Genomic DNA, 17,238 nt, shown 5'->3' with positions numbered 1-17,238 from the left:
TTAAAGTCGGGTCAGATGAATCAAAAGATTCGTTTGTCATCTCGTGTGCGCTGAGGAATTTTTTCAATCTGTTGCCAGACTGCTTTCGCAATATCGATATAACTATCAGCTGCATCATCCATTGCAATCACACTCGGTTTACCTTGATCAGCATGCTCACGTATTTGAGCATTTAGAGGTAAGCGTCCTAATAATGGAATATGGTATTGCTCGGAAAGCTTATCACCACCACCGATACCAAAAATTTGCTCTTCATGACCACAGTTTGAACAAATGTGGGTCGACATGTTCTCAACGACACCTAATACCGGAATACCAACTTTATTAAACAACTCGATTCCTTTAGTCGCATCAAGCAAAGCAACATTTTGTGGAGTAGTCACAATGATGGAGCCAGTCACTGAAATACGCTGAGCAAGTGTCAGCTGAATATCGCCTGTACCCGGCGGCATATCAATCATGAGTACATCTAAATCTGGCCAAAGCGTTTGGTTAAATAATTGCATTAGAGCGCCTGTAGCCTTCGGTCCACGCCATGCAACAGGTGTGTTGTTATCACCTGTTAAATGTCCAATAGAAAGCACTGCCATACCGTAAGCATCTAAAGGCACAAAATTTTCACTTTCAATCAGAGGAGTTTTACCAGCATTACCTAGCATGGTCGGGATACTTGGTCCATAGATATCAGCATCTAATACTCCAACCTTAAGTCCCATTTTTTGTAAGGCAAGCGCTAAATTGACCGTAGTTGTCGATTTACCAACACCACCTTTACCTGATGAAACTAAAATAACATTCTTGATTCGAGGATGAAGTGGCACATCTCTCTGTTGCGGCGCCGCTTTCTGAATTGGTGGGTTATTTGGATCCGGTTCAGACTTAGGTGAAGCATCAAGCACAGGAGGTAAATTCGAATTCTCTTTCGGTGCTTTAGATGAACAACCTTGACCTGAACTCTCTTGTGTAGGGCGCTTTTGTTGAACTACATGTAAATTAAGTTCTTCAATACCGCACTTTTGCAAAGCGCCAGCTAAATCATCATGAATTTGCTGCAAGTATTCTTTTTCGTCTGGGAAAGTATTAATGGTGAGTTGTAAAACACGACCTTGCACTTGAAGCTGACTAATGCGCTCTTTTAAAGCATCTTTTGAATGTGGCAATAAATAATTTTGGAGTACGGTTTGGATTTCCTCTTCTTTCACTTCTTGTGCGGGTGAAAAAACGGATTTTAATGAAGAAAGCCAAGACATATTGTTTACTCCAAAAACAGATCATTACAGCTTAATGGAGATAGTGTAACAGTATTGCTCCGCACTCGCTCACCTTGGGATGAATAATTACTAACTTCAGAACTCATCTTTTAGGTAAGGAGTACGGATTTTAGTTTAAATCAACTTATTCAGCAGAATCATGATTTTTCAATTTATTAAGTTTTTCGGTAGCTGTTTTCTTCAACTCATCAAATTTCGCAGTTGCTTGAGTTTTTAACTCATCAAATTTTGTAGCCGCCTCTTCCTTTAATTCTGCAGCTTTGGCTTTAGCATCATCAAGTTTATGCGCTGCTTCAGTACGTAAATGATCAAACTTGTCTTGCAGGCTATGCTGAGCATCATCAAGTTTGCCTTTCAAATCATTAGCTTTATCTTCAACTGCCTCTTTTGCAGCAGCTTGTTTTTCTTTTACATTTTCCTTTAAATCTTCCAAGGCTTTTTCACCTTGTACTTTTGCATCGGCCGCTTTGGTCTTTAGCTCATCTACTTTATCTGCAACTGCTTCTTTACCCGCAGTTTGTTTCTCTTTTACATTTTCTTTTAAATCGTCCAAAGCTTTTTCACCTTGTACTTTTGCATCAGCCGCTTTTGCCTTTAATTCACCTAATTTATTTTCAGTAGTCATCGTTGTTATCCTCATCGTTAATTAAAAAAATTACCTGAATAAGTTATTAGTTATACATCGTTATGGCTTATTTTCTGACCGTAACTGCAATTTGAAACAAAGACAATACAGGAAGATTCAAATACTTTTTGATTTGTTTATCTGTTCTAAAGAGAAATAACTTCTGGCTTTAAGTCCATTTTTGTAGATACCTCTTATATTTAGTCAAAGATTATTAATCTTTGCTTATCTCCCTGCATCAGTTAAAATCTTCCACCTTATAAATACGAATGAGAGAATGAGATCCGTGCGTAAAATTTTAGTCACCAATGCCCTCCCTTATGCCAATGGTCCAATTCATATGGGTCATTTACTCGGTTATATCCAGGCAGACATCTGGGTTCGTGCCATGCGGGCAATGGGTCATGACGTGACTTATGTATGTGCGGATGATGCTCACGGTACAGCAATTATGCTACGTGCCGAAGCAAATGGTATTAGCCCAGAAGAGCAAATCGCGAATGTTCAAAAAGAACACATCCGTGATTTTGATGGTTTTGGCGTACATTTCGATCATTATGATTCAACTCATAGTGATGCAAACAAAGCTCGTTCAACAGATATCTATATTAAAAACCGTGAAGCCGGAAATATTGCAGTTCGACCTGTAACTCAATTATTTGATCCGGAAAAAGGTATGTTCTTATCTGACCGTTTCATTAAGGGTACTTGCCCAAAATGTAAGTCAGAAGATCAATACGGCGACTCATGTGAAGTGTGTGGTACAACTTATAATGCGACTGAGTTACTTAACCCACGTTCGACTTTAAGTGGTGCAACACCAGTTGAAAAATCATCAGACCATTATTTCTTCAAGCTCCCAAACTTTGCTGAATATTTGCAAAAATGGACCCGCGATGAAGGTCGCTTACCTCTTTCAATTGCTAACAAATTGGATGAATGGTTTGAAGCAGGTTTAGCAGACTGGGATATTTCTCGTGATGCTCCTTATTTTGGTTTTGAAATTCCGGATGCACCGAATAAATATTTCTATGTGTGGGTAGATGCCCCAATCGGTTATATGTCTAGTTTTGAAAACTACATCAAAACTAAGCGCCCAGACTTAAACTTTGATGATTTCTGGAAGAAAGATAGTCAAAATGAGGTTTACCACTTTATTGGTAAAGACATTGTTTACTTCCATGCTTTATTCTGGCCTGCGATGCTTGAAGGGGCGAACTATCGCACTCCAACAGGCTTATTCGTAAATGGTTTCTTGACTGTAAATGGACAAAAAATGTCTAAGTCTCGCGGTACTTTCATTAAAGCCGAGACGTACTTACAACATCTAAACCCAGAGTATTTACGCTATTACTTTGCTTCTAAACTTTCAGATAAAGTTGAAGACTCTGACTTGAACCTTGACGACTTTGTTCAGAAAGTAAATTCAGATTTAGTCGGTAAAGTGGTTAATATTGCTAGTCGCTGTGCTAAGTTCATTAACAGCAGCTTTAACAATACGCTATCAAGTACATGTGCTGAATCTGACTTAGTACAAAGCTTTATTGATGCTGGTGATTCAATTGCTGCTGCATATGAAGCGCGTGAATTCTCTACGGCGATCCGTGAAATTATGGCGCTTGCTGACCGCGCAAACCAATATATTGATGAGAAAAAACCTTGGGCTCTTGCTAAACAAGAAGGTCAAGAACAACAAGTTCTTGATGTATGCTCTGTCGGTATCAACTTATTCCGTCAATTAGCAGTGTACTTAGCTCCAGTACTGCCAACTTTAGCTCAGCAAGTTCAAGATTTCTTAAAACTTGAAAGCTTCGATTTCGAGTCACGTAAACAAATTCTTGTAAGCCATGAGATTGCACAGTTCCAACCTCTTATGCAGCGTGTTGATCCAAAAGCTGTTGCAGCCATGGTTGATGCTTCTAAAGAGTCTTTAGGTGCTCCTGCTCCACAAGCGACTAAAGCAGCGAAAAAAGAGAAATCTGCCGAGAAAAAAGCAGCCCCTACTCCAGCAGTTGGTGAAGCTGAAATTATCGGTATTGAAGATTTCTTAAAAGTTGACTTACGTGTTGCTCAGGTCGTTGAGGCAGGTACAGTTGAGGGTTCAGATAAATTACTTCAACTTACTTTAGACGTAGGTGAAGCTGAACCACGTAATGTATTTAGTGGTATTCGTAGTCAATATGCGCCAGAAGACCTAAAAGGTAAATTGGTCGTGATGGTGGCTAACCTTGCACCACGTAAAATGCGTTTTGGTGTTTCAAACGGTATGGTACTTGCTGCCGGAAATGGTGAAGGCATTTTCATTATTTCACCAGATAGCGGTGCAAAACCTGGCGATAAAGTTTCTTAATCTAGATTCATAAAAAAAGCTCCCTACATTGGGAGCTTTTTTATTTCTAACCTACTTTTTAAAATAAGCAGGCTTATCTGCACTGAGTACATTTAAAGTGCTATATGTGAGATATTCTATCCATCAATTAATAATTAGATTGCTCATGATTATTGGCTTGTAAATCGGGAATTTTGTAGTCTTTTTCATAAACCGGAGAACCAGCAATACTCATCGCCCGTTCATTTGAAGGTTGCTGTTTACTTGTTGTTCTCATCTCACATCCTGTAGTTAAGATGAAAAAAACAACCGAAATGCTCACCATTAGTTTTTTCATAACGTGATCCTCATTTCTTTTTGTTTTATTAATTAAGTTACCACTTTTTAAATATTTAAGTGCTAAAAAAGATATTTCAATTTGTATATATTTTGCGCAAAAATAAAGCCAGACTACAAAGAGTTGGCTTTATATTTTTTAGATATTTTAATTAAAGATTTATCATTTGAAGAAGATTAACTTTAAGCCCAATACACTAACAATGCTTCCAGCCACTCGGTCAACACCCGTTTTTGCTTTTAAATACATTTTTCGAGGCTTCTCTGAAGATAAAAGCATTGCTACACATGAGTACCAACCTGCATCAATCATAAAACAAATGAGCGGTAATGCGACGTAGTAATAATTTGGAATTTCTTTTGGCAGTAAAGCAGTAAAAACACTCGCTAGTACAACAGCAATTTTTGGATTACTTAACTGAGTAATCAAACCATATCGGTAGGCTTGTTTATAAGTCATTTTCGATTTGGCATCATTTTCCATGGCAATTGGTTCTTTGGCATGTTTAATAATTTTAAAAGCAAGCCAAAGCAAATACAGCCCACCACCAATTTTTAAAATTAGATAAGCTGAAGGCACTGCCAATAAAACTGCCTGTAACCCCATAACCGCTAAAAAGCCAAAAAGAGCTGCACCTGTGCCCGTTCCTAAAGCCGTAAATAAGCCATGTTTACGTGATTTAGATATTGAATTTTGCGCTACATAAATAAAGCTTGGCCCAGGACTTATTGCTCCAAGCATCAATGCCATCGCAATTGAAAAAAGAGGAATAAGGGACTCAAACATTGTATTGACCTAGCATCATGCAATTGCGCGATATTCTAGCAGCTTTTTATGGCACATATAAAAATGGAAAAGAGATAAATTATAAAAATTGAATTTTCATGTTTTTACAATTTAGCTATTCACAACGGACAAAAATGTCCGTTAAATATATCATCTTTAAACCTCCCAAATCAGTGACATGAGTAAACGTCAAAAAATTGCAGCCCATAATCGGGATGAATTACTCAATGCAGCCGAGGAATGCTTTCGTATTCATGGTATTAATGTCCCTCTACAAGTCGTGATTGACCATGCAGGTGTAGGTAGAGCGACGTTCTATCGCAACTTTTGTGACCGAAAGGCTTTAATTAGCGCCCTTTTAGAGCGTGCGATTACACAGCTAGAGCAAAAAGCAGCTCATTTTCAACAGTTCGAAGATGGTTTATTTCGTTTAATTGAAGGACATATTGCACAACTTCCCAAGCTCGCAATTTTGCAAGATTTTTGGAGAGTGATTGATCGACAAGATCCAATTATGCTAAAAATTTATGAACGGCGGAATAATGCACTTAAGCCACTGATTGAAAATGCAATAGAACAAAAACTGTGCCGAGCTGATCTAACTGCTGATGACTATGCAATGGTCACAGCAATGTTGGGTTCTTCATTTCAAGGACATGAACCTGAAGAACAGACCCGCTTAGCGAAACGAGCAATTGAATTACTATTTCATGGTATTCAAGTACAAAAAATTCGAGGGATAGAATGAGTAAAACGCCTCGTTATTTAGAAACGCCACCTGATTGGACACCAGAAGAACAACCGACTTTACCTGGTTCGCCAGCAGCGATTGCGCATTCTGTACCTAAGCGATTTCTTTATTTTTTTATTGGTCTGTTTGTCGCTATTTCAGCAAGCTTAAGTAATGGTTTCATTACGGCAAATTTACCCTTAATTCAAGGTGAGTATGGCCTGACGCCTTCTGAAGCCGCTTGGCTTCCTGCTGCTTATGTAATGGCCAATGTCAGTTCGAATCTGATTTTGTTTAAAGCTAGGCAACAATATGGTCTGAGAGTCTTTTCAGAAATAGGACTTGTTATTTTTATTGCCGTGCTGGTTTTGCACATTTTTGTGCATACCTATGAAATGGCCTTGTTCGCTCGGGTTGTGGCAGGTTTAGCTGGTGCACCACTCAGCTCTTTAGGTATGTATTACACCATGCAAGCTTTTAAAAAAGCCGACATGGCAAAAGGTATATATATTGCCTTTGGCTTTCAGCAGTTAGGTGTACCCCTCGCCTGGATTATTTCTCCTTTTCTTGTGAGCACAGATAGTTGGTCTGTTCTTTACACCTTTGAACTCGGCTTAGCACTTTGTTGTTTAACGATGGTGGTTTCGTTGAAATTACCACGTAGCTTACGAATCTATGTTTTCGAAAAACAGGATTTCTTCACCTTTGCTTTATTGGCACCAGGTTTTGCATGTCTATGTATTGTGCTGACACAAGGCCCAATCTTATGGTGGTTTAACAGTGAATGGCTTGCTTATGTATTAATTGCAGGTTTTAGCTTAGTTGTTTTAGGTTTGCTCTATGAACATTATCGTGCCAATCCATTAATTATGACACGTTGGTTAGGCGCCTCCTCAACCCTACGCTTTATCTTTGGTGCTTTTGCCATTCGTCTTTTAATGTCAGAACAAAGCTATGCAGCCGTTAACTTCCTAAAAACTATGGGAATGGGTCCAGACCAATTTGTTCCACTCTATGTGGTCATATTGGTGGGGATTTTAAGCGGAACTTTATTCAGTGCGCTTACTTTCTCGCGTGAACGAATTATTTTTCACTTACTTTTTGCAGAGTTTTTGATTCTCATTGCCTGTGGACTAGATTATCACCTTACGAGCGATGTACGGCCTTCAAACTTCTTTGCAAGCCAGTTTTTAGTAGGCTTTGCCGGCGGCCTGTTTATCGGTCCATTACTTCTAATTGGATTTGCACAAACTTTGGCTAAAGGTCCTTCGTATGTAGTGACTTTTATTGTCTTATTCTCTGCAACCCAAACATTTGGTGGCCTTGTTGGCTCATCTTTCTTCTCGACCTATCAACAACATCGTACACAAAACTATCAAGTCGAGATTATTAAAGATTTGGAACAAGCTGACCCATTAGTTGCTCAAAGGCTTTCTAGCTATCAACGTAGTGCAGCCATCACAACAAATGACCCCGCATTACAAACAGCTCAGTCTATGCGCTCACTTAATCAAGTGGTTACTCGTGAAGCTCAGGTCCGTGCCTACAATGATGTGATTGCATTAAACGGTATTTTTGCCGTCGCCTTACTCTTATGGGGCGGGTTTAATATTGCACGTAGTAAATACCTACAACGCAGAGGAATTAGCCGCCCTTAACGGCTTTTGTTATTGATGAAATAGAAATTGAGATTGATATATGTCAGATGATCAAAATAAACCGGAACAAACACCTGCTCAAACATCTAATAATGAGCCAACGCCTGCACCTGCACCTGCACCTGCACCTGCAAGTAAACTGATTCCGACAAAACGCTCAACCCTATTATGGATGTTGGGTGTGCTTATTATCGGTATTTTAGTAATTTTGTGGGCATGGAGAATTGGGCCTTTTGCCACGAGTGTGCAGCAAACTGACAATAGTTATGTCAAAGGTAAAACTACCATTTTATCGTCGCAAATTAATGGCTACGTTAAAGATGTATTAGTGAAAGACTTTGACCATGTTAAAAAGGGTCAAGTATTAATGCATATTGATGCCACCACTTATGACCAAAAAGTAGCACAAGCGGCTTCGGGGGTAGAACAGGCCAAAAATACTTTAGCCAATCAAACTCAGTCAATTGCTCAAAAACAAGCGGATATTGTGGCTGCGCAGGCTAAAGTAGAACAAGTTAAGGCTCAATATGAACTTTCTTTAGCACAGCTTAGACGCTATCAACAGCTAGGGAATAGTGGAGCAGCTTCTAAATCTGAGCAAGATAAAGCCGCTGCTGATGCCGAAAATAATCTTGCAGCCCTTAAACAGGCGGAGGCCAATGTTCTAGTTGCCAAAGAAGCACTTAAAACAGCTCAAGTCGCAGAAGCTGGCTTAGAAGCACAAGTTTCCAGTGCTAAAGCACAGTTAGATCAAGCACAAACCACCAAAGACTATAGTGTTATTGTTGCTCCAATGGATGGACAACTTGGTGAAGTAAACCCTCGTGTTGGGCAATATGTGGCCGCAGGATCACAGTTACTCTATCTGATTCCACAGCAAACTTGGGTGATTGCCAACTTTAAAGAAACCCAAATTGCCAATATGCGAATTGGACAAAAAGCGTGGTTTACAGTCGATGCAATGAAACATAAAAAATTTACAGGTCATGTTGAACAAATCTCTCCAGCCGCGGGTTCCGAGTTCAGTGTACTAAAACCGGATAATGCGACAGGAAACTTTACCAAAGTCGTTCAACGGATTGCCGTGCGTATTACCATTGACCCAAATCAGGAAGGAATAGAACACTTACGCCCTGGTATGTCAGTGATTACTTCTGTCGACACAAGCTCTTAATCAGCTTTTTAAAAACCTCTTTAAAAAGCTACAATGTGATCAATCATTATTTTTCTCAATTTCTAATGTTTGATCACATTACCCAACCTATCTCCTATCAGCACATTGAACTATCCTTCCCTGTTCATCTCGACATTAAACGTTTAGATTTAGTTCATCCTCAAATTTCGGGTAATAAGTTTTTCAAATTAAAATACAATTTACTTGCTGCAAAAAAACAAGGTTTATCAAGCATTTTGACTTTTGGTGGGGCTTACTCAAATCATATTGCTGCAACGGCTTATGCAGCTCATCTTTTTGGTTTAAAAAGTATAGGAATTATTCGTGGTGAAGAGTTAGCTGGTAAACCACTTAATCCCACCTTGGCAAAAGCTCAAAGTTTAGGAATGCAGCTACATTTTGTCTCTCGCCATGAATATCGCTTACGAGATGACGCAAATTATCTTCAACAATTACAGCAACAATTTCCGCAGACCTATATCATTCCCGAAGGTGGTTCCAATGAACTGGCAGTTCAAGGTTGTCAGGAAATCCTGAGCCAATATGACTTAGATCAATATGATGTGATTTGCTGTGCAGTCGGAACTGGCGGAACGATTTCAGGTCTGATTGAAAGAAGTGCAGTTCATCAGAAAGTCTTAGGATTTTCGGCTTTAAAAGGTGATTTCTTACAACAAGCGATTAGGCAATGGACTAAAAAACAAAATTGGTCTTTGACAGATGTATACTGCTGGGGCGGTTATGCGAAAACCTCACCTGAACTATTCGCATTTATTGAAAATTTTGAAGAGCAATATACGGTCCCCCTTGAACCGATCTATACCGGAAAAATGATGTTTGGTCTGTTTGATCTTATAAAAAACAATTATTTTCCAGCGAATACACGCATTTTGGCAATTCATTCCGGTGGTTTACAAGCCGATATTAGAAATAGACCTCACGCATAAGTCACCCGCTTTTAGAAGGCCTTATCCCTTACCTGTATAAATGTCCTTAGCATGAGTAAGTGCTGGCATGATAGTATATGCCCCTTTTTAATTTTCAAGATTAATCGAGAACTTCTTATGTCTAACAGTCATGTCGATGTCATTGTCTTAGGTGCAGGTGCTTCTGGACTCATGTTGGCTGCACATGCTGCTAAACGGGGACGTTCGGTCTTAATTTTAGAAAAAGCCAATAAAATTGGTAAAAAGATTTTAATGTCAGGCGGTGGGAAATGTAACTTTACCAACCTCTATGTAGAACCTGAAAACTATATTTCTCATAATCCGCACTTTGTTATTTCTGCCCTATCACGCTATAGCAACTGGGACTTTATTGGTCTGGTCTGTGATTATGGAATTGCCTATGAAGAACGTAAACACGGGCAATTATTTACGCTAAACGGCGCTAAAGAAATTTTAGAGATGTTGGTAAGTGAGTGTAACAAAACAAACAAGGTCGAAATCCAGACCCATTGTGAGGTTAGACAAGTCGATCCATTAGAACAAGGTGGTTTTTCAGTACACACAAATCAGGGCCGTTTTAGCTGTGAATCATTAGTGGTGGCTACAGGTGGATTATCCATCCCAACTTTAGGTGGCTCTGGTTTTGGCTATGAATTGGCACAAAAATTTGGACATACAGTTTTCCCAACCCGTGCTGGTTTAGTACCATTTACTTTTTCGGATCATATTAAAGAAGTCACTACACGCCTAAGTGGTAATGCTTTAGATGTGACTCTAACTAACTCGAAGAATAGCTTTACTGAAGCATTATTATTTACGCATCGTGGTTTGAGTGGTCCAAGTTCTTTACAGCTTTCAAACTATTGGAATACAGGTGAAAGTTTTAAAATCGACTTTTTCCCGAGCCAAGATTTAGAAACTTATTTAAAAGATAAAAAGAAAGCCCAACCTAAAGTTTTACTGCGTACTCTTCTGAACGAATTTACGGCAAAAAGTATTGTACAAGAGTTACAACAACTTATATGGCCAGAGCAAAGCGAGACAGCAATTGGTAATATCAGTGATGCACAGCTAGAGCATATTGCCGAGCAGCTACATGGTTTTACCGTTAAACCATCAGGCACAGAAGGATATCGTACTGCTGAAGTTACCTTAGGTGGAATTGATACAACTGAAGTTTCATCTAAAACACTCGAAAGCAAAAAGCAGAAAGGACTATTCTTTATTGGAGAAGTACTTGATGTGACTGGCCACTTAGGAGGCTATAACTTCCAATGGGCTTGGTCTTCGGCTTATGCAGCAGCACAATATGTTTAAATGATGAATAAGCTAATTTGATGCTTTTGAATCATTGGATGATTTTTCAGAATCATGCTTATGGCTTGTTGTCTGTTTTGATGATTCAGATTTGCTAAATACAAATTTATAAGCACTTGCTAAAAAACCAACGGTAATCCCAGCAATTACAACAGGTGCTAAAAAACGACCAGGTTTTTTCATCGTATTTTCCTCACTTATTTGTTTTTATAGCTGTCAAAGACAGAACGACCACTCAATATAGAGTGGTCGAACTTATCACAAAAATCAAAGATTTTTTGTACTGTTTATCTGAAAATTAGTTACACCTATTAAATTTCATCATTTTCGCCAGTAGAACCAAACGGTTTATTTACTGGTGGTTGTGATGGATTTACTTGTGCAGAATCAGCTGGTTTTGCATCAGATGAAACTGTTGTTGATGGTGCAGTTGTAGTCGTTGACGGAGTTGAAGCCGTAGACGAACTACCTGTTGTATTATTAGTAGTAGGCGGTTGATATAAAGGATTTGGTTGATTTGCCTCTTTCTTAGCTTTATCAAGTAAATCAGATAAAAGTCTTTCTGCTGGTTGACGACCACCCAAACCAAATGCAAGAGCGAAAGCAACTGCAACTGCGCCTAGCGTTAAGCCGAACGCAAGGTTTACGATCGAATCGGCAATACCCATCGCCCTTAAACCAAGTGCAAGGACTAAACCAATAATCAAGACACGAACCAAACTACCTAACCAACGCGAACTATTATATTCACCGCGTTGAACAACGTTCGCCACAACATTTGCAAGCCAGAAACCAATCACCAAGATTACAGCGCCCAATAGAATGTTTGCACCGAAATGGATAAACATTGCGATTAGACCACTAATCTGATCGAAACCAAGACGGTCAGCAGCTTCAGAAACTGCAAACAACATGGTAAAGAACACGATTAGCCAACCAACGGCATTAGAAACTTTAGTTTGACCTAAAAAGCGTTGTACATCTAATTTTGCTGGAATTTCATCAACACCAGTTCCTGCAATTAACTCAGCAACCAAGCGACCAACAAAACGTGAAACAATATAAGCAACCAGTAAAATTAAACCAGCAGCAATAATGTTTGGAATAGCTTGTAAAATTTCATTGAGCATTGCTGTTGCTGGCTGAGAAATAGTCTCAATACCTAAAGCTTCAAATGCTACAATCAATGTCGTAATAATAATGATGGCAAAAACAAATGAACCTAAGAATTTGCCTACATTTGAATTTTTGAAAAGACCAATTTTTTCCGCTTGAGATTGCACACCTAAGCTATTAATTAATCCTTCAACAATACCGCGTACAATTTTTGCCAAAATATAACCAACAAAAACGATAACGCCAGCAATAAAGATATTTGGTAAGAATGCTACAGCATCATTTACCATATTTTGAACTGGAATCAGTAAGCCTGTTAATCCTAAGATTGAAAGAACAATCGGAAGGAAAAGTAACAATACAAGCCAGTAAAGAATTTCACCAATATTCTGGCTAATTCCCCCTACACCCACTTCGCTGCTTAACTTATCATCAAGTTGAGTTCGGGATAAAACATTGGTCACCCCCGCCCGCACCAGTCGAGCAACGATCCAGCCAATAAAGCCCACCACTACAGCAGCAATGATATTTGGTATATAGACGAGTACCTGATTAACCATGTTGCTAAATGGACCGCTCACTCCACTAATGTTGAGCACATTTAAAGCAGCAACAACGGCGAGAATCAGAATAAACCAGAATACGACTTTGGAGATCAGGCCTTCTATATTGGGTGTACGTCCAGTCGCTGAAGATAATTTCGCATTGGTATTTACTTTTTGCAGAAGTTTTTTTACACCTGCCGCCACCAATAAAGCGATGATCCAGCCTACCAGTAAGATGACAATTGCAGCTAAAATAGGATGAAACTGATCCCAGTAATACATCGCATCAAACTGAGCGCCGCGAGGCCCATTAAAAAATTCATTCATATTGTTATGTCCTCAATTGTTATGTTCTTTTCAGTGTTATCACTAAATGAAAAACACCAGTTCGTTATAAAAAATGACGATAAATGCGGTCTATGTCACCTTATGTTTTGAATATTTTTCAATCAACAACCTTCTGCATAAATACAACAAATTGATGCAAAAGATTGCAAAAAAAGCCTTCAGGTCACATCCTAAAGGCTTTTTATCACGATATACTGGTTAGCTTATTACCCTTCATAGGTCTTCAAATCAGAAGTACCACTGATGACTTGTGGTATGGTCTCATGTTGAAATGCGGCTTCCTCTTTTGGCGTTTTGCTGTGATCAGCAACCATATAAACCACAAGTGCGAGAAGAAAAAGCCCAACAATAATTAAAATATAAACTGGCAATCTTCTTTTTTTTGCAGTCTCTTCCGGACTCGTCACATGAGGCGGTTTTGAAAAATCATGCATCTTCTTTCCCCTCTTCTATTATCATTAACTTTATATTCATCATAACAATTTGATTTGTTGCATTGTGTGAAAAAGCATTATGAGAAGGTGTCTACGGTTGCAAAACTCTACTTTTAAAAATATTAATTTAGTATAAAATTTAGCCACTTTAATTATAACGTTTTAGAATCTAACTTCTCGATATTCAGAATCTTCGCTAAAGTCCGATTTGTAATACAATATGTTTTAGCCCTTACTTTTTATAAAATAGGCTATAATAAGCCCCCTTGTTTTAAAGCTACTCAATTTTATGATGTATCGTCAGCAAAGCGTAACTCTTGATCTCGACACTGACGTCACACATCAATGTTATTTGCATCAGACAAGAGATGACCATCTCATTGGTATTATTGAATTTAATAAACCAAGTTATGAACTCAAATGGGGTGATCTTGAATATTTCCGTCGCCGCACCGAAGAGTTCTCGGTCATGCCATTTCCTGAATGCATTAATGCGATGATTGTTGATATTCGTAATATCAATGTATTTCTGGACAATGAAGTTCCAATTTTACCGTGGCGTTTACTCGAAGAAGATTGTCCTGTTCGCCTAGTTGTTCCTCAAGACCGCCTTGAACACTATGCGGGATTATTTGAACCAACATGGCTTTCAACAGATGTCGACAGTGCGATTGCAGAGATCCGTGAGTTTATGGATATGTTTGTCCATTAATAAACATATCCATAAAAAATTTTCTTAAAATATTTTACTTCCAGTTTTACCAGTAATTTTCTACCGCAATATTTCCTTCACCGCGACGATTCATTGTGAGACCACGGCGTTTTAGAGCCTCTTTCGTATCATCAACCATTTGTGGGTTTCCACAAAGCATGACATGACTTGATGCTGGGCTGAGTTCTAAGCCTGCTACTTTTTCTAGCTCACCATTTTCGATTAATACAGGTAAGCGCTCATGCAACGGCGCAGATGGATCTCGGGTAATGATAGGAATAAATTTAAAACCGCTATGCCCTTCCCCAAACGTTTCAGCAATCTCTTGAATACGGTCAACATAAGCCAGCTCAGCCGCAGTACGAACACTGTAGACCAAGTTTATTTTCTGGTAATTAGACCAAGTTTCAAAGTCTTGTAGCATCGACAAAAATGGAGCCAAGCCTGTACCTGTTGCCAGTAACCACAGATCATGCGGTAAAGGCTGTTGATAGCGTGCCAACGTCAGGTAACCATATGGAATTTTTTCCAAATAAAGCTCATCACCCACTTTCAAATGCTGTAGATTCGAAGTGAAGGCACCGTCTGGTACTACAATTGAGAAAAACTCTAGCGTTTCATCAAATGGAGAAGACACCACCGAATACGCACGGACAACCAGCTCATCTCCTACCTTTAAACCAATACGCGCAAATTGCCCTGCCGTAAATTTAAAATGCGAAGGACGCGTCATGGTAAAACTGAAAAGTGTTGGGGTCCAACGATGAACAGATAAAACTTTTTCTACGCTAAATTTTTCAATTGACATGATTTCAACGTGGCATGAAATAGTGCGCTCATGTTAGCATGACAGCCGAAATAATGAATACTTTTAAACGTTAAGGCTTTTTAAACATGCGGATGACATTACGCCAGTTGGCTGTTTTTGTAGCAGTCGCCCAAGAAGGAACCGTTACTAAAGCCAGTGATGCGGTCAGACTGACGCAAAGTGCAGCAAGTATGGCTTTAGCCGATTTAGAAGACGGCTTAGGTGCTCCTTTATTTGATCGTTTAGGTAAGCGCTTGCAGCTAAATGATCTTGGACGTTTTCTGCTTCCCCAAGCATTAGAAATTTTAGGCCGCTGTGAAGCCTTTGAACAAGCAGCCAAGGGTGAGTTACAGAGTATTGACCTTCGTATCGGGGCTACTTTAACCATCAGTGATTATCTAATGCCAGATTTAATGGCTAACTTCTTACAACGTCATCCACAAGCGCATTTACAACTTCAAGTTGGTAACACACGCCAAATGATTGAAGCTGTAAATCAGTTTCAGCTTGATTTAGCTTTAATTGAAGGGTCTTGTCACTTACCTCAACTCCAATGTATTCACTGGCGTGACGATGAGCTAGCAGTGTGCTGCTCACCTGACCATCCGTTAACACGTTTAAATCGCCCACTTACCCCTCAAGATTTTCATGACGTAGAATGGATCTTACGTGAAGAAGGTTCAGGTACTCGTGAAGTCTTTGATAATGCAATTTTGCAAGATTTACCAGATGCAAACATCCGTTTGACGCTTGGACATAACGAAGCGATCTTAAAAATAGTGGCTGGCGGTTTAGGAATGTCGTGTATTTCAAAGTTAGCGATTGAACCTTTAAGTGAAAAAGGTCAACTTGTTATTTTAGATACTCCATTTTGGCAACTTACCCGCCCTCTTTATATGCTAGTGCACCGCCAAAAATATCAAGGTCCGGGCCTTAAAGCATTTTTAAAATTTTGCGATGAAGATCAGGCTTAAAGCTTGATCTTCACATTCATTAGCGGCGGAAATTAGACAATAACTCACTTGTGATCGCTTTATTGTGATCAGCAATTTTAGTTTTCTTAGTCTTCGCAGGGTTAGGATCAATACGCTCAATTTTAATTGCTTTAAATTTTCCTCGATTATCTGCAGCAAGAAATCTCACTTTTTCATTTCTTTTCGGTTCACCTTCGGATGCAGGGAAATCAGAAATATGAAAGAAAATATCTCCTTCAGTCGTCGAAATAAAACCAAATCCTTTATCGGCGTTATATTGTTTTATCCTTCCAGTATAAAACTCTTGCTTCATGATTTTTCACCCTACTTTCCCAATGCAATTACTGTAGTAAATAAAAAGAGACTTTCATTTCCGCTATTAAAAGTTATACGGCTTAATGAAGTCTCTTTTTATCGTTATTTCAAAAATTAGTCTTTTTGAACACTACCAAAAATCTTGTCACCAGCATCGCCTAAACCTGGAACAATATAACCATGTTCATTTAAGCCATTATCAATAGATGCAGTATAAAGCTGAATATCAGGATGTGCTGCCTCTACTTTCGCGATTCCTTCAGGTGCTGCAACTAACACCATAACACGGATATCTTTACATCCACTTGCCTTTAATACATCAATAGCAGCAACTAAAGAATTACCTGTTGCCAACATTGGATCAATAATCATGGCAATACGGTTAGCGACATCAGGAACTAACTTTTTATAGTAAGTACGTACTTCTAGAGTTGCTTCATCACGCTCAAGCCCTAACACACTTACTTTTGCACTTGGAATTAGGTTAAGCACACCATCAAGCATACCGATACCTGCACGCAAAATCGGTACAATCGTTATTTTTTTACCCGCGATACGCTGAGTAGTAACATTGCCAGCCCAACCTTCAATCTCACAATCCACAACTGGTAAGTCTTTCGTCGCTTCATATGTCAATAACATAGTCACTTCCTGAGCAAGCTCACGGAAATTCTTGGTACTGATGTCAGCACGACGTAATAAACCTAATTTATGACGAATAAGTGGGTGACGAATTTCTTGAATGGCCACAGATGTTACCTAAAAATATAAAAACGTATTTATTATAATCTTTTTTTAACTATCAATAAAAA

The 17,238-nt window shown here is 38.9% G+C and carries 18 protein-coding genes; 8 read left to right on the top strand and 10 right to left on the bottom strand.

Annotation, left to right across the window (positions count from 1 at the left end; genetic code table 11):
- Nucleotides 1-20: 20 nt before the first annotated feature.
- Both apbC and GO593_RS10090 read right to left on the bottom strand, forming a co-directional pair.
- On the bottom strand, nt 21-1,250 hold the full coding sequence (gene apbC, locus GO593_RS10095; RefSeq protein WP_000118710.1) for an iron-sulfur cluster carrier protein ApbC: 1,230 nt from the start codon (nt 1,248-1,250) through the stop codon (nt 21-23).
- A 145-nt stretch (nt 1,251-1,395) separates the two neighbouring features.
- A complete protein-coding gene (locus GO593_RS10090; protein WP_000206133.1) occupies nt 1,396-1,896 on the bottom strand; it encodes a hypothetical protein in 501 nt (166 codons plus the stop codon).
- Nucleotides 1,897-2,182: 286 nt separating this feature from the next.
- On the opposite strand from GO593_RS10090, the gene metG reads away from it, so the two are divergent.
- Nucleotides 2,183-4,246, top strand: a complete 2,064-nt coding sequence (gene metG / locus GO593_RS10085) for a methionine--tRNA ligase (RefSeq protein WP_001226776.1) — start codon at nt 2,183-2,185, stop codon at nt 4,244-4,246.
- Between the two features lie 127 nt (nt 4,247-4,373).
- On the opposite strand, the gene GO593_RS10080 is transcribed toward metG, so the two are convergent.
- On the bottom strand, nt 4,374-4,562 hold the full coding sequence (locus GO593_RS10080; protein ID WP_000735804.1) for an NF038215 family lipoprotein: 189 nt from the start codon (nt 4,560-4,562) through the stop codon (nt 4,374-4,376).
- A gap of 162 nt (nt 4,563-4,724) precedes the next feature.
- A complete protein-coding gene (locus GO593_RS10075) occupies nt 4,725-5,348 on the bottom strand; it encodes a LysE family translocator (RefSeq protein ID WP_000463103.1) in 624 nt (207 codons plus the stop codon).
- A gap of 178 nt (nt 5,349-5,526) precedes the next feature.
- Between GO593_RS10075 and GO593_RS10070 the strand changes: the two genes are divergently transcribed.
- The 5 genes from GO593_RS10070 (at nt 5,527) to GO593_RS10050 (ending at nt 11,174) form a co-directional block, all read left to right on the top strand.
- Nucleotides 5,527-6,096: a TetR/AcrR family transcriptional regulator gene (locus tag GO593_RS10070; RefSeq protein ID WP_000044601.1), complete on the top strand. Its 570-nt coding sequence runs from the start codon at nt 5,527-5,529 to the stop codon at nt 6,094-6,096.
- A complete protein-coding gene (locus tag GO593_RS10065) occupies nt 6,093-7,736 on the top strand; it encodes an MFS transporter (protein WP_000047792.1) in 1,644 nt (547 codons plus the stop codon). The genes GO593_RS10070 and GO593_RS10065 overlap by 4 nt, the downstream gene beginning before the upstream one ends.
- Nucleotides 7,737-7,776: 40 nt before the next feature.
- Complete coding sequence (locus GO593_RS10060) at nt 7,777-8,910, top strand: HlyD family secretion protein (RefSeq protein WP_001278635.1); 1,134 nt, start codon at nt 7,777-7,779, stop codon at nt 8,908-8,910.
- A gap of 65 nt (nt 8,911-8,975) precedes the next feature.
- A complete protein-coding gene (locus tag GO593_RS10055; protein WP_000459530.1) occupies nt 8,976-9,857 on the top strand; it encodes a 1-aminocyclopropane-1-carboxylate deaminase/D-cysteine desulfhydrase in 882 nt (293 codons plus the stop codon).
- Nucleotides 9,858-9,974: 117 nt separating this feature from the next.
- Nucleotides 9,975-11,174, top strand: coding sequence for a BaiN/RdsA family NAD(P)/FAD-dependent oxidoreductase (locus GO593_RS10050; RefSeq protein ID WP_000071496.1), 1,200 nt, complete (start codon nt 9,975-9,977; stop codon nt 11,172-11,174).
- Nucleotides 11,175-11,186: 12 nt separating this feature from the next.
- Here GO593_RS10050 and GO593_RS10045 read toward each other — a convergent pair whose 3' ends face one another.
- The 3 genes from GO593_RS10045 to GO593_RS10035 form a co-directional block, all read right to left on the bottom strand.
- Nucleotides 11,187-11,357, bottom strand: a complete 171-nt coding sequence (locus tag GO593_RS10045; RefSeq protein ID WP_000742883.1) for a hypothetical protein — start codon at nt 11,355-11,357, stop codon at nt 11,187-11,189.
- 128 nt (nt 11,358-11,485) lie between these two features.
- Nucleotides 11,486-13,162 (bottom strand): mechanosensitive ion channel, encoded by a 1,677-nt coding sequence (locus GO593_RS10040; protein WP_001001666.1) that lies wholly within the window; start codon nt 13,160-13,162, stop codon nt 11,486-11,488.
- A gap of 227 nt (nt 13,163-13,389) precedes the next feature.
- Entirely contained in the window at nt 13,390-13,617 is a 228-nt protein-coding gene (locus GO593_RS10035; protein WP_000543705.1) for a hypothetical protein, read from the bottom strand.
- Between the two features lie 292 nt (nt 13,618-13,909).
- Here GO593_RS10035 and GO593_RS10030 point away from each other — a divergent pair, with 292 nt between their 5' ends.
- Nucleotides 13,910-14,329, top strand: a complete 420-nt coding sequence (locus tag GO593_RS10030) for a hypothetical protein (RefSeq protein WP_002000170.1) — start codon at nt 13,910-13,912, stop codon at nt 14,327-14,329.
- Between the two features lie 46 nt (nt 14,330-14,375).
- Here the strand turns inward: GO593_RS10030 and GO593_RS10025 are convergent, their stop codons facing one another.
- Complete coding sequence (locus tag GO593_RS10025; RefSeq protein ID WP_000021173.1) at nt 14,376-15,137, bottom strand: ferredoxin--NADP reductase; 762 nt, start codon at nt 15,135-15,137, stop codon at nt 14,376-14,378.
- Nucleotides 15,138-15,223: 86 nt separating this feature from the next.
- Between GO593_RS10025 and gigC the strand changes: the two genes are divergently transcribed.
- Complete coding sequence (gigC, locus tag GO593_RS10020) at nt 15,224-16,111, top strand: LysR family transcriptional regulator GigC (protein WP_001242992.1); 888 nt, start codon at nt 15,224-15,226, stop codon at nt 16,109-16,111.
- 19 nt (nt 16,112-16,130) lie between these two features.
- On the opposite strand, the gene GO593_RS10015 is transcribed toward gigC, so the two are convergent.
- Complete coding sequence (locus GO593_RS10015) at nt 16,131-16,424, bottom strand: cold shock domain-containing protein (RefSeq protein ID WP_000806835.1); 294 nt, start codon at nt 16,422-16,424, stop codon at nt 16,131-16,133.
- Nucleotides 16,425-16,540: 116 nt separating this feature from the next.
- The gene (upp, locus tag GO593_RS10010) at nt 16,541-17,176 is read right to left on the bottom strand and encodes a uracil phosphoribosyltransferase (RefSeq protein ID WP_001007343.1); all 636 of its coding nucleotides are present in this window, start codon (nt 17,174-17,176) and stop codon (nt 16,541-16,543) included.
- Nucleotides 17,177-17,238: the final 62 nt, after the last annotated feature.

The sequence above is a fragment of the Acinetobacter baumannii genome (genome assembly GCF_009759685.1).
GTDB classification, from domain to species: Bacteria; Pseudomonadota; Gammaproteobacteria; order Pseudomonadales; family Moraxellaceae; genus Acinetobacter; species Acinetobacter baumannii.
Note: the sequence above shows the minus strand (reverse complement) of the source record. Positions and strands in the feature narration are given on the sequence as shown.